The organism is Pseudomonas sp. ATCC 13867 (genome assembly GCF_000349845.1).
In the GTDB taxonomy this organism is placed as follows: domain Bacteria; phylum Pseudomonadota; class Gammaproteobacteria; order Pseudomonadales; family Pseudomonadaceae; genus Pseudomonas.
The window spans coordinates 3,137,505-3,153,721 of record NC_020829.1; the positions used below are offsets into that span (position 1 = coordinate 3,137,505).

Sequence of the window (16,217 nt, forward strand, 5' to 3'; positions counted from 1 at the left end):
GAACAGCATCAGGCCTATGGCCGGTTTTTTTCCTCGTGACTCACTCGACGGTGAAGGTCTTCTCCGCCAGCAGGCGATCGCCCTGGAACACCATGAAGCGCCACTGCCCCTGCACCACCTCGTGGTTCTCGGTGAACTGGTAGGCCATCACGTCGGTCGGCGCACCGACCACCAGCTTCTGCACCACCTCGAACTTGTCGTGGCGCTGGCCGTCCGGGGTCACCACGCCGGGAGTGAAATACAGCAGGGTCAGGGGCGCATCGCCCTCCTGCTTGCCGCTGAGCTGGTAACGCAGGCCGAACTTGGTGCCCAGCTTGGCCGGGACCCGCGTCGTGGATTCGAGCTGCTCCTGGCTGCGGGTCAGCACGCGTTCGCCCGGCTGGTAATCCTTGTAGTTGGTGACGAAGACGCCGTACTCGACCGGGCCGTTGACGCGCACTTCGGCAAAGACCGAGGACGCGAAGGCGGAAGCCAGGGTGAGGGCCAGGGCCGCTGGCAGGCGGGAAATGGACATGTTGCGCTCCTTGTTGGGGACCGCGCGAGGCTATGACATCGGCGTGACAGGCTGATGACAGCTCGATACCGACGCGAACCGGGCCGGGGTGGCGGCGAGCGTCTATCATGCCCAGATCAGATCCGTTGGAAACCGCCATGAGCGACTCCCTGCTAAGCATCCGCCCACGCGCCGAAGACGTCGAAGGCGTTCCCATTCTCCGTCCGCTGCCGTCCGCGCAATGCCGCAGCGTCGGCCCCTTCGTGTTCTTCGACCACATGCTCGAAAGCACCTTCGTCCCCGAACACGGCATGGACATCCGCCAGCACCCGCACATCGGGCTGTCCACCCTCACCTACCTGTTCGAGGGCCAGGTGCAGCACAAGGACAGCCTCGGCTCGGACCAGCTCGTGCTGCCCGGCGACGTCAGCTGGATGACCGCCGGGCGCGGCGTCGCCCACGTCGAACGCACGCCCCGGACGCTGCGCCACGACGGCTCGCGCCTGCACGGCCTGCAGGTCTGGCTGGCGTTGCCACGAGAACAGGAACGTTGCGATCCCAGCTACAGCCACCACCCCGCCGCCAGCCTGCCGGAAAGCGACGCCCTGGGCGTGCGCATCCGCATGATCGCAGGCACGGGCTTCTGCCTCGAATCGCCGGTACCGGTGCTATCGCCGACCCTCTACGCCGAACTGAAGCTCAGCGCGGGCGCCACCCTGGCGATTCCCGACGAGCACCCACAACGCGCGCTGTACCTGCTCGAGGGCGAGGCCCTGCTCGACGATGAGCCGGTGCCGCCACACAACCTGCTGGTCCTGCCCGAGGGCATTGCCTTCACCCTTTCCGCCTGTACCGACTGCCACGCGATGATCATTGGCGGCGCGCCGCTGGACGGCCCCCGGCGGATGAACTGGAACTTCGTCGCCAGCGACCCGGCGCTGATCGACAGCGCCCGCGCCCGGTGGTCCGCCCGCGACTGGCCGACAGTCCCGGGCGAGCAGGAACGCATCGAACTGCCGCGCTGAGCGCACCGGGAAACGGTTCCTCATCCAGGGCTGGAAACGGCAGGCGAGAAAGGATTCGCGGCGCGCTTACCCACGACATCGCGCCCCAGCCCCTTGCTCCGGCAAGGCCCACATGTCCGGCACAAGGAGTCCGCGATGGACCAACCGCACGCCAACCGCCACACCAGCGCCCTGACGGTGCTCACCCTGCTGTTCTTCATGTGGGGCTTGATCACCTCGCTGAACGACATCCTCGTGCCGCACCTCAAGGCGGTCTTCACGCTGTCCTACGTGGAAGCGTCGCTGATCCAGTTCTGCTTCTTCACCGCCTACTTCGTCATGTCCTTCCCCTCCGGGCGGCTGGTGGAGAAGGTCGGCTACAAGAGCGGGATCATCGTCGGGCTGGCCACTGCCGGCGTCGGCTGCCTGCTGTTCTATCCGGCGGCGAGCGCGCAGTCCTATCCCTTTTTCCTCGGCGCGCTGTTCGTCCTCGCCTCCGGCATCACCCTGCTGCAGGTGGCGGCCAACCCCTACGTGAACATCCTCGGCCGGCCGGAAACCGCCGCCAGCCGCCTCAACCTGACCCAGGCCTTCAATTCCCTGGGCACCACGGTCGGTCCGCTGGTGGGCTCGGTGACCATCCTCGCCATCGGTGCCGGCGCTGCGTCGCAGATCGGCAGTTCCGCCGCCAACGAGGCGGACTCGGTGAAACTGCCCTACCTGGTGCTGGCCGGACTGCTATTCGCCATCGCCGTGCTGATCGCCCTGTTCCGTCTGCCGAAGATCCACCACGGCGAACCCAGCGACGGCGCGGCGACCGGCCGTCAATCGCTGTTCGCCCACCGCCACCTGATCTACGGCGTGATCGGCATCTTCGCCTACGTCGGCGCCGAGGTATCGATCGGCAGCTACCTGGTCAGCCTGATGGGTCAGCCGGACATCGCCGGCCTGCCCGCCGACCACGCCGGCAGATACCTGTCGTTCTACTGGGGCGGCGCGATGATCGGCCGCTTCATCGGCAGTGTCCTGATGCGCACCATTCCGGCCAACCGCATGCTGGCCTTCAACGCTCTGGTCAACACCCTGCTGATCGCCGTGGCCCTGAGCGTCGGCGGACACGCGGCGATGTGGGCGCTGATCCTCATCGGCCTGTTCAACTCGATCATGTTCCCGACCATTTTCTCCCTCGCCCTGGAGGGCCTGGGCAACCTCACCAGCAAGGGCTCGGGCCTGCTCTGCATGGCCATCGTCGGCGGCGCGGTGATGCCGCTGATCCAGGCCTTCTTCGCCGACCGCATCGGACTGCTGCACTCCTTCGCCATTCCGCTGCTGTGCTACCTGTACATCGCCTGGTTCGGCGCCAAGGGTTACCGCGCCGACGAGCGCATGATGCAGAGTTCGGCCAACCTGCCCTGAGCGCGCATGCCGGGTCTTTTTGGGTAGGAGCGAGCTTGCTCGCAACAACCCCCACTGCGAAGCGAGGTTCGCGAGCAAGCTCGCTCCTACACGCCGCGCGGTCCCCAATGGGGCGCGGTGTTTTCGCGCACCCGGGACTTCAGCCGCCGAAGCGCTCGTCCAGCAGGTCGAACATCGCGGCGAATGCACGGCGCGCCACCTTGGCGTCGTACTGCATCTTGCCGGGGATCTGCGCATGTGGGTCGGTGAAGGAGTGCGCCGCGCCACCGTAGCTGGTCAGCGCCCAGTCGACGCCGGCATCGATCATTTCCCGGGCGAAATCGGCCAGTTGCTCGCGCGGTACGAATGGGTCGACAGCACCGTCGAGCACCAGCACCGAACCCTGGATGTTCTTCGCATCCGCCGGGTTCGGCGTGTCCAGGGTGCCGTGGAAAGACACGGCCGCCGCCAGCGGTGCGCCATCGCGCGCCAGCTCCAGGGCGCAACAGCCGCCGAAGCAGAAGCCGAAGGTGGCCAGCTTCGCGGTATCCAGCGGTGCCTTGCCAGCCTGATCCAGCAGGGCCTTGAGCGACGCCTGCATACGTTTGCGCAGCAGCGCGCGGTCATTCTTCAGCGGCATCATGGCGGCGCCGGCCTGTTCCGGGCCGTTGGGGCGCAGGTCCTTGCCGTACAGGTCGGCCACCAGCACCACGTAGCCGCGTTCGGCAACCTGACGGGCAATGTCCAGGGCACCCTGGCCGACGCCCATCCAGTTCGGCGCCATCAGCAGCCCCGGACGCGCGGCCTGGCTGGCGGCATCGAATACCAGCTGACCTTCGAAAGACTCGCCGTCGACGCTGTAGGCGACGGGTCGCACGCTGATCTGACTCATTGGGGTCTCCCCGTTATTGAAAGAGTGGCGGGTACAGAAAAACACAAAGCCCGCCGAAGCGGGCCTTGTTTCGATCAGGCGGAGAGTTCCACCAGCAGCTTGTTGAGTCGACGGACGTAGGCCGCCGGGTCTTTCAGGCTGTCGCCAGCCGCCAACGCGGCCTGATCGAAGAGGATGTGGGACAGCTCGCCGAAGCGCTCCTCGTCGGGCTCTGCATCCAGCTTCTCGATCAGCGGGTGAGCCGGGTTGAACTCGAAGATCGGCTTGGACTCCGGCACCTTCTGCCCGCTGGCTTCGAGGATCTGGCGCATCTGCAGGCCCAGGTCCTGCTCGCCGATGGCGAGGATCGCCGGCGAGTCGGTCAGGCGGTGGGACACGCGCACCTCGGCGACTTCGTCGCCCAGCGCGGCTTTCAGGCGCTCGGCCAGGCCTTCCTTGGCCTTGGCGACTTCTTCCTGGGCCTTCTTGTCCTCTTCGGAATCCAGGCTGCCCAGGTCCAGGTCGCCACGTGCGACGTCGACGAACGACTTGCCGTCGAACTCCGGCAGGTAGCTCATCAGCCACTCGTCGATGCGGTCGGTGAGCAGCAGCACTTCGATGCCTTTCTTGCGGAAGACTTCCAGGTGCGGGCTGTTCTTCACCTGGGCGAAGCTTTCGCCGGTGAGGTAGTAGATCTTGTCCTGGCCTTCCTTCAGGCGACCGATATAGTCGGCCAGGGAAACGCTCTGCTCGCCGCTCTCGTCGCTGGTGGAAGAGAAGCGCAGCAGGCCGGCGATCTTATCCTTGTTGGCGAAGTCTTCGGCGGGACCTTCCTTCAGCACCTGGCCGAAGTTCTTCCAGAAGCCCTTGTAGGCTTCGGCGTCGTTGCTCGCCAGCTTCTCCAGCATATCCAGGGAACGCTTGGTCAGCGCCGACTTCATCGAGTCGACGATGGGGCCGGACTGCAGGATCTCGCGGGAGACGTTCAGCGACAGGTCGTTGGAGTCCACCACACCCTTGATGAAGCGCAGGTACAGCGGCAGGAACTGGTCGGCCTGGTCCATGATGAACACGCGCTGCACGTACAGTTTCAGGCCGCGCGGGGCCTCGCGGTGGTACAGGTCGAACGGCGCGCGGGCCGGGACGTAGAGCAGCGAGGTGTACTCGAGCTTGCCCTCGACCTTGTTATGGCTCCAGGACTGCGGGTTCTCGAAGTCATGGGCGATGTGCTTGTAGAACTCCTGGTATTCCTCGTCCTTCACCTCGGTGCGCGGACGGGTCCACAGGGCGCTGGCACGGTTGACCACTTCCCACTCGGTGTCGGCCGGCGCTTCCTCACCGTGCTGCTCCTTGGGTAGCTCGATGGGCAACGCGATATGGTCGGAGTATTTCTTGACGATGTTGCGCAGGCGCCAGCCGTCGGCGAACTCCTCTTCGCCGTCCTTCAGGTGCAGGACGATGCGGGTGCCGCGAGCGGTCTTCTCGACGGTGGCGACTTCGAAGTCACCCTCGCCTTTCGACGACCAGTGCACGCCTTCGCTGGCCGGCACGCCGGCGCGGCGGGTGAACACATCGACCTTGTCGGCGACGATGAAGGCGCTGTAGAAGCCCACGCCGAACTGGCCGATCAGGTGCGAATCCTTCTTCTGGTCGCCCGAGAGGTTCTTCAGGAAGTCGGCGGTGCCGGACTTGGCGATGGTGCCCAGGTGCGCGATCACGTCCTCACGGCTCATGCCGATGCCGTTGTCTTCGAGGGTGACGGTCCTGGCATCCTTGTCGAAGCTGACACGGATCTTCAGCTCGGCGCCGCCTTCGAGCAGCTCCGGCTTGGCCAGGGCCTCGAAACGCAGCTTGTCGGCGGCGTCGGAGGCGTTGGAAATCAGCTCGCGAAGGAAGATTTCCTTGTTCGAATACAGGGAATGGATCATCAGGTGAAGCAGTTGCTTCACTTCGGTCTGGAAGCCCAGGGTTTCTTTTTGAGTCTCCACGCTCATTCTTTCTCGCTCCGAGGATGACAAATGCCGTCTATTACGGCCGATGTCAGCGAGATGGGGGCTTCCTGAGCAAATTCAAGGGGTTGCCCCGACAACTCAATGAGCGAGCAATTCGATGCCAACCACTTCGCTGGGCCGCAGGACGTAGCTCGCCTCTCCCGCGCCGCTCAGGCTGTGGCGGATGACCAGGCGGCCGTCGCCATCCAGGCCGACGAAAACCCCGTCGGCCGTGCGTCCCTGCTCGGTCTGGACCCGCATGTGGCGATTGGCGAAGTGCTCGGGAGCGGCCTGCAGGCGCTGCAGCGAAAGCACGCCGACCTCCGGCGCGGCCGACGGTTGGCCCGCCTCCGCCTCGACGGGTTGCGCCGGCGGCGGAGCCGGCACTGGCGGCGGGTTATCGGCCAGGCGCGGGTACTTGTCGCCCCGGACACCCCATCCACGGGGTACGCTCTTGACCAGCGTGAGCGACAGCGTCTGTGGCTCGCCGGCAATGCTGAACACCACCTGCACCTGCAGCGTTGGCCGCCGGGTGTCCAGCCGTGGTAGCGGAGCCAGCTCGATATCGTGCTGGGCGAAGCGGCGTTGCAGGTAGTCGCGCACCACGTAGAGCAGGGTGTCCTGGGAGTCGACGTGGGTATCGACCTGTCCGTCGCGATAGCGCAGACGATCCGTGTACAGCTCGATCTGGCCGCTCAGGGTGGTCTGCATCGACGCGGGAAGCACCAGATGGAAGGCCCCGACCATCCGGTTGGGCGCCTCCGGCTGGAGGTCCAGGTGCAGGCTGTACCCCCGCGCCAGGCGGACCGCCTCGGGCAGGTCCTGGCCAGGAGCCAGCCAACTGATTTCGACGTCCGGCAAGGTGCCGGAATCATCGGGCAGGACATCCAGCCGCAGTGGTCCCTGGACCGCTGCCGGCAGGCGAATCTGCACTTCACGGTGTGCATAGAAGTCCTGCCCTTCCCGCAGGCTCAGCACCCCGTCGATCAGCTCGGCCTGCTCAGGCTCGAACGGCTTGCCATTCAGCTCACCGCGCAAGCGGATGGCCAACTCCGGCTTGATGACCGGCTCGGAGCGCAGCCAGTCAAGGCGCAGAATGGCCTCCAGGCGTGCGCTGTCATGGGCCGCCAGCAGGGCCAGGCCAACCACCAGCGGGATGCAACCCAGCGCAACGAATACCACGGCACGCCGCGCCTGCGCCCAGTGGCGCAGGATGAACGCCAGTGCCAGTGGCGGCACCAGGCTGGCGATCCCCCAGAACAGGCTGCGGCTGAAGGCCTGGCTGACCAGCCAGACGTAGCCGGCGAGGATCAGCAGCAGGCCGAGCAGGATCAGCAGGGTGTCCATTCAGGCGCCGTCGACCTTGAAGTGCGCCCGTGCGGTGGCGATCGGTTCGGCGCGGGTGGTCTGCCAGGCGGTGATCGCCACGTTGGCCACCCGCCGTCCCTGTCGCCAGACCTGGCATTGCGCATAGGTATCGCGGAAATGCCCGGCGCGCAGGTAATCGATGGAGAAGTCGATGATCTTGGGCATGTGTGGAATGCCCATGAACATCAGCAGGTGCAGCAGCGCGGCGTGTTCCATGAAGCCGGCGATGACGCCGCCGTGCAATGCCGGCAGGGTCGGGTTGCCGATGTTGTCGGGGTTGGCCGGCAGGTGGAAGATCGCATCGTCGCCCAGGCGCAGGCAGCGGATGCCGATCATCCTGGCGTAGGGAATCGACTCGATCAGTCCATCGTAGTTCTTGCTCGCGTGGGCCTCGCGCACCAGTTGCTCGATGCTCGGCGTGCTCATGCGGAGGCCTCCCCGTCGACGCTGCGCTTCACGTTGCCGGCGGAAACCGCCTTGCCCATGCGCATGAAGGTACCGACTACGTGGGCAATGGGCTCGGACGGGTCGTCCTGGTAGGCTATGCCACGGGTGAAGATGATATTCGGGGTGACGCGGTAGCACTCGGCGAAACCGAACACATCCTTGCCAGGCTCGGCGGGGTGCATGTAGTCGATGCGCAGGTCCAGGGTCGGGCAGATCTCGAACTGCGGCAGCACACAGACGGTGGAGATGCCGCAGGTGGTGTCCATCAGCGTGGTGATCGCCCCGCCGTGGATCACGCCGGTTTCCGGATTGCCGACGATGGCCGGGCTGTATGGCAGGCGCAGTGTCAGGCCGGAAGTGTCGGCGGCATGGGCGCTGATGCCCAGCAACTGGCAATGGCGCAGCGCCGAGAGAAAGCGCTGGGCACGCTCAAGAATGGGGTTTTCACTCATGGGAGTGGGCGACCGAATGACTGCGTGGGCCCGCATCATACCCCGCTCGGAGCCTACCTACAGTGATGAAATACTGTAGTGCAGGAATATTCATTGAACTTCTTTGAGGCGCATCTGCTCAAAGGGCTACCACCAGGAAAGCCACACATGGAGGCTCCACATGAAAAAAACCCTTCCCCTCGCTCTGATGCTGATCGCCGGTCTGGGTCTTGCCGCTTGCGACAAGAAAGAAGAGCCGAAAGCGCCGGCCGCGCCCGCCGCTACTGAACAGCCGGCCACCCCGGCGCCGACGACTCCGCCGGCACCCGAAGCCGCCCCGGCTGCTCCGGCCGCCCCGGCTACCGCGCCGCAGGAGCCCGCAGGCGAAGAGCAGAAGCAGCAGTAAGCCGTTTCTCGCGCTGTACAGCACAAGGCCCGCATTCTCGCGGGCCTTGTCGCATCCGACTCCCGATCAGGCTGGGATATCGTCCTCGCGCGGCGCATCCGCCTGCGGCGTTGGCGTGTAGACCATCACGTGCAGCACGCGGGAATGGAACTCGCGCTGGTACAACACCCCCACGACACCGGCGGTCACCAGCATGAAGATCAGCGGATTGATGAACCAGGCGAGCATCGCCAACCCGAAATAATAGGTCCGCAGGCCCTGGTTGAACTGGTGCGCCGCCAACGACACCACGCGCGCCGCACGCTCGGCGAACAACTTGCGTTCCTGCTCGCCCACGCTGCGCTCCCCCACCATCGGCGCAGAAGCCACCAGCACCGCCGCGAAATTGTATTGCCGCATGCACCAACTGAAGGTGAAGAAGGCATACACGAAGACCACTGCCAGGCAGAGCAATTTCAGCTCCGACAGGCCACGGGTCGGCGACGTCACGAACGGCAGGTCGGCCAGCACCGAAATGGTGCGTTCGGCGGAACCCAGCAAAGTCAGGATGCCGGCCAGGATGATCAGGGTGCTGGACGCGAAGAACGAAGCATTGCGCTCCAGATTGCCGATCACGCTGGCATCGGCCACACGGTTGTCGCGCAGCAGCAGGCGGCGCATCCAGTCCTGGCGGTAAAGGTGCAACACGCTGGCCAGGCAGGCAGTGTCGCGGGCCTTGGTTTTGGCATAACGGGTATAGCCGAGCCAGCAGACGAGGAACCAGAGAATGGCGAACAGGTTCCACAGGTACTGGATATCGAACAGGTCGACGACGTCGGTCATGCTTGTCCTTGCGCGAAGTGTTGAAGGAATACGCGGCAGATAGACGCCAGATATGCAGGGAAAGACACGGCTCGCCGCCCCACCTGCCTGTAGGAGCGGGCCCGCTCGCGAACGCTTTCATGGCGGATACAAAACTGCCCGGCGGTTCGCGAGCAAGCTCGCTCCCACAAAGACATAAAAAGGCCGCCTTGTGGGCGGCCTTTTTCGCTGGCAGGTCTGGCGTCAGGCCATCGCTTCCTGGGGTTTGCCCAGCAGGCGGTCGATCACCACCATCACGGCCAGCATGGCCACCGAGGGGATCAGCCAGGCAAGGCCCTGTTCGGCCAGCGGCAGGTGCTGCATCCAGGCCGGCATCCAGGCATCGAGCTTGGCGCCCTTGAGGGCGTCGATGATGCCGAAGACGAAGGACACCACCATCACCGGGGCGACGATGCGGGTCTGCGAACGCCACAGGCTGGCGCAGAAGCTCAGCGCCACCAGCACGATGCACGGCGGGTAGATGGCGGTCAGCACCGGGATGGAGAACTGGATGAGCTTGGTCAGGCCCAGGTTCGACACCAGCAGCGAGAAGCTGGCCAGGATGATCACCAGGCTGCGGTACGACAGCGGCACGATACGGCAGAAGTACTCGGCGCAGGCGCAAGTCAGGCCCACGGCGGTGACCAGGCAGGCCAGCGCGATCAGTACGGCGAGGAAGGTGCTGCCCAGCGAGCCGAAGGTGTGCTGCACGTAGGCATGCAGGACGGCGGCGCCGTTGGCGGCACCGGCGGCGATGTCATGGCTGCCGGCACCCAGGCGGAACAGGCTGATGTACACCAGCGCCAGACCGACACCGGCGATCAGGCCGGCGATGATGGCGTAGCGGGTGATCAGGCGCGGCGACTGCACGCCACGGGAGCGGATCGCGTTGACGATAACGATGCCGAAGACCAGCGCGCCAAGGGTGTCCATCGTCAGGTAGCCATTGACGAAGCCCTGGGAGAACGCGGCGGTCTGGTAGGCCGGCTCAGCGACGCCGATGGGGCCGGCGGGCAGCATGAAGGCGGCGATGCCCAGTGCGGCCAGGGCGATGATCTTCAGCGGTGCGAGGAAGCGGCCAACGGTATCGAGCAGTTTGCCCGGATACAGCGAGATCACCAGTACCACCGAGAAGTACACCAGGCTGTAGAGGAACAGCGGCAGCGCGCCCTCCCCGGTCAGCGGCGCCAGGCCGACCTCGAAGGACACGGTAGCGGTACGCGGAGTGGCGAACAGCGGCCCGACCGACAGGTAGCAGACGGCCGCCAGCAGTCCACCGGCGACTCGACCGATCGGGTGGCTCAGGGTGTCCATCGCCCCGCCGACCTTGGCCAGCGCGACGACGGTAATCACCGGCAGGCCGACTGCGGTGATCAGGAAGCCCAGCGCCGCCATCCATACGTGCGGCCCGGACTGCAGACCGACGATGGGCGGGAAGATGATGTTGCCCGCGCCGACGAACAGCGCGAAGGTCATAAAACCCAATGCCAGGATGTCCTGGCCTTTCAAGACGTTCATGAAGGGGAATACCACAGTGCTGAAACGGTTTCATGGTCTCCCAAGGCAGATCGACCGTACGGACGTGACAAAGCCGCATCGGACGGGATTGGCCGACTCACTCTGGGCAAGCCTGGGCATCCTGTGATGCTGCTGTCATCGGTACGGTGATTTGTTCTTGGAAGTCCGATAGCAGAGGTTTTCCGTGGGCTCGTGGCCCGGTTGCTCCTGCATTCTGGTTATCCCGCCATCCTTGACGGTCAGGAATCGCCGTCGCTTCCGGATAGGAATTGACGGTGAGCGAGCTTTCCCTTGTGGGGAACGCGACGCTTCATATAGTTGTTAGCCTAACGATCTATTCCGATGAACTGCACTGACATACGTCAGATCGTCCGCGTGATGATCGGCCATGTCGCCTGAGCGACAGTTTTGAGACGGCGCCGCAACGACAGAGGCCACCCGAAGGTGGCCTCTGTTGACGAACGGTTAAATAAGCGAGGCGCTTACTTGACCGTCCAGCCGGTCAGCTCGGCCAGGGCCTTGCCGATGTCAGCCAGGGAACGCACGGTCTTCACACCGGCGTCCTGCAGCGCGGCGAATTTCTCGTCCGCAGTGCCCTTGCCGCCGGAGATGATGGCGCCAGCGTGGCCCATGCGCTTGCCCGGAGGGGCGGTCACACCGGCGATGTAGGAAACCACCGGCTTGGTGACGTTGGCCTTGATGTAGGCCGCGGCTTCTTCTTCAGCGGAACCGCCGATCTCGCCGATCATGACGATGGCTTCGGTCTTCGGATCTTCCTGGAACAGCTTCAGGATATCGATGAAGTTGGAGCCCGGGATCGGGTCGCCGCCGATGCCCACGCAGGTGGACTGGCCGAAGCCGGCGTCGGTGGTCTGCTTCACGGCTTCGTAGGTCAGGGTGCCGGAACGCGACACGATGCCGACCTTGCCCGGCAGGTGGATGTGACCGGGCATGATGCCGATCTTGCACTCGCCGGGAGTGATCACGCCCGGGCAGTTCGGGCCGATCAGGCGTACGCCCAGCTCGTCGCACTTGACCTTGGCTTCCAGCATGTCGATGGTCGGGATGCCTTCGGTGATGCAGACGATCAGCTTGATGCCGCCGAAGGCCGCTTCCAGGATCGAGTCCTTGCAGAACGGAGCCGGAACGTAGATGACCGACGCATCAGCGCCAGTGGCTTCCACGGCTTCCTTGACGGTGTTGAACACCGGCAGGCCCAGGTGGGTGGTGCCGCCCTTGCCGGGGGTCACGCCGCCAACCATCTTGGTGCCGTAGGCGATGGCCTGTTCGGAGTGGAAGGTACCCTGCGAGCCGGTGAAGCCCTGGCAGATGACTTTGGTGTCTTTATTGATCAGGACGCTCATTACTTACCCTCCGCGGCCTTGACGACTTGCTGGGCAGCGTCGGTCAGGCTGGTCGCCGCGATGATGTTCAGACCGCTCTCGGCCAGGACCTTGGCGCCGAGGTCGGCGTTGTTGCCTTCCAGACGAACGACAACCGGGATTTTCACGCCGACTTCTTTCACGGCGCCGATGATGCCTTCGGCAATCATGTCGCAGCGAACGATGCCGCCGAAGATGTTCACCAGAACGGCAGCGACGTTGCTGTCGGACAGGATGATCTTGAACGCTTCGGTCACGCGCTCTTTGGTGGCACCGCCGCCAACGTCGAGGAAGTTGGCCGGCTTGCCGCCGTGCAGGTTGACGATGTCCATGGTGCCCATGGCCAGGCCAGCGCCGTTGACCATGCAGCCGATGTTGCCTTCCAGCGCGACGTAGTTCAGTTCCCACTTCTGCGCATGGGCTTCACGAGCGTCGTCCTGGGACGGGTCGTGCATGGCGCGCAGCTTGGGCTGACGGTACATGGCGTTGGAGTCGATGTTGATCTTGGCGTCCAGGCAGTGCAGGTTGCCGTCTTTCTTGATCACCAGCGGGTTCACTTCCAGCAGCGCCAGGTCGTAGTCCTGGAACAGCTTGGCCAGGCCAACGAAGATGTGGGTGAACTGCTTGATCTGGTCGCCTTTGAGGCCCAGCTGGAAGGCCAGCTCGCGACCCTGGTAGGGCTGAGCGCCAACCAGCGGATCGATGGTGGCCTTGAGGATCTTCTCAGGGGTTTCGTGCGCCACTTTCTCGATGTCCACGCCACCTTCGGTGGAGGCCATGAAGACGATGCGACGGCTGGAACGGTCGACAACGGCGCCGAGGTACAGCTCCTTGTCGATGTCGGTGCAGGATTCCACCAGGATCTTGCTGACCGGCTGGCCATTGGCGTCAGTCTGGTAAGTCACCAGACGCTTGCCCAGCCAGTTGGCGGCGAACGCCTTGGCGTCCTCTTTGCTCTTGACCAGCTTCACACCGCCCGCTTTGCCGCGGCCACCAGCGTGTACCTGGGCCTTAACGACCCACTCGGTACCACCGATCTTTTCACAGGCTTCTGCGGCCTCTTCGGGTGTGTCGACGGCGAAGCCCTTGGATACGGGCAGGCCGTACTCAGCGAACAGCTGCTTACCCTGATATTCGTGGAGATTCATGCTTGTCTACCGTTTTCGTCTTGGGTATTGCGCATTCGGCGCGGCGCTCGTGGCACCACGCCACCTGTGACCGAGTCCCCCTCGGGGGAGAAACGATCCGGCGGGCGGGGGCAGCCCCTCGCAAAAGACTGCCGCCCTCCCCGCCGTGGTCCCGTTCCTTAGCGCTTCTTGCGGTTGGCGATGTGGATGGCGTGGCCATTCACTGCCAGGGCCGCTTCGTGCAGCGCTTCGGACAGAGTCGGGTGGGAGAAGACCATCATGCCCAGGTCTTCGGCGCTGGTGCCGAATTCCATGCCGATCGCGCCCTGCTGCACCAGTTCGGCGGCGCTCGGGCCGATCACGTGGACGCCCAGTACGCGGTCGGTCTTGGCATCGGCGATGACCTTGACCAGACCGGTGGTGTCGTTGGCAGCCATGGCGCGGCCGCTGGCGGCGAACGGGAAGGTACCGACGTTGACTTCGACGCCTTCACCCTTGAGCTGCTGCTCGGTCTTGCCAACCCATGCGATTTCCGGGTGGGTGTAGATCACGGCCGGGATCAGGTCGTAGTTCATCTGGGCCTTGTGGCCGGCGATGCGCTCGGCAACCATCACGCCCTCTTCCGAGGCCTTGTGCGCCAGCATGGCGCCGCGAACCACGTCACCGATGGCGTAGACGCCCGGAACGCTGGTCTTGCAGTGGTCGTCGACGAAGATGAAGCCACGCTCGTCCAGGGTCACGCCGGAGTCAGCGGCCAGCAGGTCGGTGGTCACCGGGCGACGGCCCACGGCCACGATCAGCTTGTCGAAGGTCTCCTTCTGCTCGCCGTTGGCGTCGGTGAAGGTCACGGTGACCTGCTTCTTCTTGATCTCGGTGCCAGTCACGCGAGCGCCCAGGCGGATGTTCAGGCCTTGCTTGGTCAGGACCTTCAGGGCTTCCTTGGCGATCTGCTCGTCGGCAGCCGGGAGGAACTTGTCCAGGGCTTCCAGGACGGTGACTTCAGCGCCCAGGCGAGCCCAGACCGAACCCAGTTCCAGACCGATGACGCCGGCACCGATCACGCCGAGCTTCTTCGGTACGCTCTGGAATTCCAGGGCACCGGTGGAGTCGACGATGATGTCGTCGGTCAGCGGAGCCGGCGGGATTTCGACCGGTTTGGAGCCCGAAGCGATGATGATGTTGTCGGCTTCCAGAACCTGGGTCTTGCCGTCCAGGCCGGTCACTTCGACCTGCTTGTTGGCCAGGACCTTGCCGTGGCCTTCGAAGGAGGTCACACCGTTGGCCTTGAACAGGGTGGCGATGCCGCCGGTCAGGTTCTTCACGATGTTGGCCTTGCGGGCAACCATCGCAGGAACGTCGATGGTGACGCCCTTGGCTTCGATACCGTGGACCGCGAAGGCCTCTTTGGCTTCGTGGTACTTGTAGGAGCTGTCCAGCAGCGCCTTGGACGGAATGCAGCCTACGTTCAGGCAGGTACCGCCGAGAGCGACCTTGCCCTCTTTACCGATGTACTTCTCGATGCAGGCGGTCTTCAGGCCGAGTTGGGCGGCACGGATGGCGGCTACGTAACCGCCGGGGCCGGCACCAATCACAACCACGTCGAATTTCTGGCTCATGTCTCAATCCTTATTCCGGTGAAGCGGACGGCCCCTTTCGGGGCCGTCGTGTAGTACGGGGCCGTCGTGTGAATTGACGTATCAGACGTCCAGCAGAAGGCGAGCCGGATCTTCCAGCAGGTCCTTCATGGTGACCAGGAAGCTTACCGCTTCCTTGCCATCGATCATCCGGTGATCGTAGGACAGCGCCAGGTACATCATCGGCAGGATCACCACCTGGCCGTTAACGGCCATCGGGCGTTCCTGGATCTTGTGCATGCCGAGGATGGCGGTCTGCGGCGGATTGATGATCGGAGTCGACAACAGGGAACCGAATACGCCACCGTTGGAAATGGTGAAAGTACCACCGGTCATGTCTTCGATGGACAGCTTGCCGTCTTTGGCTTTCTTGCCGAAGGTGGCGATGCCGTTCTCGATCTCGGCCAGGCTCATGAACTCGGCGTTACGCAGAACCGGTACGACCAGACCGCGGTCGCTGGACACTGCCACACCGATGTCCTGGTAGCCGTGGTAGACGATGTCGTTGCCGTCGATCGAGGCGTTGACGCCCGGGAAGCGCTTCAGTGCTTCGGTGGCGGCCTTGACGAAGAAGGACATGAAGCCCAGGCGAACGCCGTTGTGCTTCTTCTCGAACAGGTCCTTGTACTTGTTGCGCAGGTCCATGATCGGCTTCATGTTGACTTCGTTGAAAGTCGTCAGCATGGCCATCGAGGACTGGGCCTCGACCAGGCGCTCGGCAACCTTGGCGCGCAGGCGGGTCATCGGTACGCGCTTCTCGACGCGATCGCCAGCGGCGAAGACCGGGGCCTCGGCAGCCGGAGCAGCGGCCTTGGCGGCCGGAGCGGCAGCCGGGGCGTTCTTCTTGGCTTCGACGGCAGCGACGACGTCTTCCTTGGTCACGCGACCGCCCTTGCCGGTGCCGGCCAGGCTGTTCGGGTCGATGCCGTTCTCTTCGGCCAGCTTGCGGGCGGCCGGCGAGAGGATGTTGTCGTCGCCAGCGGCGGCGGCCGGAGCAGCGGCGGCCGGAGCGGCAGCCGGAGCTGCTGCAGCAGCCGGAGCGGCAGCGGCAGCACCGCCTTCGCTCAGCTTGCCCAGCAGTTCGTTGGAAAGAACGGTGTCGCCTTCGTTCTTGACGATCTCGGCCAGGACGCCGTCGGCCTCGGCCAGTACTTCGATCACGACCTTGTCGGTTTCGATGTCGACGATCAACTCGTCACGCTTGACGGCTTCACCGACCTTCTTGTGCCAGGTTGCGACTGTGCCGTCGGCAACCGATTCCGGGAAGGTTGGGGCTTTGATTTCGATAGCCATTATGTGTGTTTCCTTAA

Annotated in this window: 15 protein-coding genes; 3 read left to right on the forward strand and 12 right to left on the reverse strand. The window is 64.4% G+C overall.

The annotated features are described in order from the left end of the window. Positions 1-40: 40 nt before the first annotated feature. On the reverse strand, positions 41-514 hold the full coding sequence (locus H681_RS13905; protein ID WP_015477504.1) for a DUF3859 domain-containing protein: 474 nt from the start codon (positions 512-514) through the stop codon (positions 41-43). 137 nt (positions 515-651) lie between these two features. Between H681_RS13905 and H681_RS13910 the strand changes: the two genes are divergently transcribed. Together H681_RS13910 and H681_RS13915 are read left to right on the forward strand one after the other, a co-directional pair. Continuing rightward, on the forward strand, positions 652-1,518 hold the full coding sequence (locus tag H681_RS13910; protein ID WP_015477505.1) for a pirin family protein: 867 nt from the start codon (positions 652-654) through the stop codon (positions 1,516-1,518). A gap of 135 nt (positions 1,519-1,653) precedes the next feature. Further along, positions 1,654-2,913, forward strand: a complete 1,260-nt coding sequence (locus tag H681_RS13915; RefSeq protein ID WP_015477506.1) for a sugar MFS transporter — start codon at positions 1,654-1,656, stop codon at positions 2,911-2,913. A gap of 139 nt (positions 2,914-3,052) precedes the next feature. Here H681_RS13915 and H681_RS13920 read toward each other — a convergent pair whose 3' ends face one another. From H681_RS13920 to H681_RS13940, 5 genes are all read right to left on the reverse strand, one after another. Next, positions 3,053-3,784 (reverse strand): dienelactone hydrolase family protein, encoded by a 732-nt coding sequence (locus H681_RS13920; RefSeq protein ID WP_015477507.1) that lies wholly within the window; start codon positions 3,782-3,784, stop codon positions 3,053-3,055. A gap of 74 nt (positions 3,785-3,858) precedes the next feature. After that, positions 3,859-5,757 carry a molecular chaperone HtpG gene (gene htpG, locus H681_RS13925; protein WP_015477508.1) on the reverse strand — a complete coding sequence of 633 codons (1,899 nt, stop codon included), beginning with the start codon at positions 5,755-5,757 and terminating at the stop codon, positions 3,859-3,861. Positions 5,758-5,853: 96 nt separating this feature from the next. Further along, positions 5,854-7,101 (reverse strand): hypothetical protein, encoded by a 1,248-nt coding sequence (locus H681_RS13930; protein ID WP_015477509.1) that lies wholly within the window; start codon positions 7,099-7,101, stop codon positions 5,854-5,856. Continuing rightward, on the reverse strand, positions 7,102-7,548 hold the full coding sequence (locus tag H681_RS13935; RefSeq protein WP_015477510.1) for a PaaI family thioesterase: 447 nt from the start codon (positions 7,546-7,548) through the stop codon (positions 7,102-7,104). Further along, entirely contained in the window at positions 7,545-8,021 is a 477-nt protein-coding gene (locus tag H681_RS13940) for a PaaI family thioesterase (RefSeq protein ID WP_015477511.1), read from the reverse strand. The genes H681_RS13935 and H681_RS13940 overlap by 4 nt, the downstream gene beginning before the upstream one ends. A 160-nt stretch (positions 8,022-8,181) precedes the next feature. Between H681_RS13940 and H681_RS13945 the strand changes: the two genes are divergently transcribed. After that, positions 8,182-8,406, forward strand: a complete 225-nt coding sequence (locus tag H681_RS13945; protein ID WP_015477512.1) for a hypothetical protein — start codon at positions 8,182-8,184, stop codon at positions 8,404-8,406. Between the two features lie 66 nt (positions 8,407-8,472). Here H681_RS13945 and H681_RS13950 read toward each other — a convergent pair whose 3' ends face one another. From H681_RS13950 to odhB, 6 genes are all read right to left on the reverse strand, one after another. Further along, positions 8,473-9,228 carry a DUF599 domain-containing protein gene (locus H681_RS13950; RefSeq protein WP_015477513.1) on the reverse strand — a complete coding sequence of 252 codons (756 nt, stop codon included), beginning with the start codon at positions 9,226-9,228 and terminating at the stop codon, positions 8,473-8,475. A 222-nt stretch (positions 9,229-9,450) separates the two neighbouring features. Next, entirely contained in the window at positions 9,451-10,764 is a 1,314-nt protein-coding gene (gene brnQ / locus H681_RS13955) for a branched-chain amino acid transport system II carrier protein (RefSeq protein ID WP_015477514.1), read from the reverse strand. 482 nt (positions 10,765-11,246) lie between these two features. Further along, positions 11,247-12,128 carry a succinate--CoA ligase subunit alpha gene (gene sucD, locus H681_RS13960; protein ID WP_015477515.1) on the reverse strand — a complete coding sequence of 294 codons (882 nt, stop codon included), beginning with the start codon at positions 12,126-12,128 and terminating at the stop codon, positions 11,247-11,249. Further along, on the reverse strand, positions 12,128-13,294 hold the full coding sequence (sucC, locus tag H681_RS13965) for an ADP-forming succinate--CoA ligase subunit beta (protein WP_015477516.1): 1,167 nt from the start codon (positions 13,292-13,294) through the stop codon (positions 12,128-12,130). The genes sucD and sucC overlap by 1 nt, the downstream gene beginning before the upstream one ends. A gap of 158 nt (positions 13,295-13,452) precedes the next feature. Further along, positions 13,453-14,889, reverse strand: a complete 1,437-nt coding sequence (gene lpdA / locus H681_RS13970) for a dihydrolipoyl dehydrogenase (RefSeq protein WP_015477517.1) — start codon at positions 14,887-14,889, stop codon at positions 13,453-13,455. 81 nt (positions 14,890-14,970) lie between these two features. Beyond that, positions 14,971-16,200, reverse strand: a complete 1,230-nt coding sequence (odhB, locus tag H681_RS13975; RefSeq protein WP_015477518.1) for a 2-oxoglutarate dehydrogenase complex dihydrolipoyllysine-residue succinyltransferase — start codon at positions 16,198-16,200, stop codon at positions 14,971-14,973. Positions 16,201-16,217 lie beyond the last annotated feature (17 nt).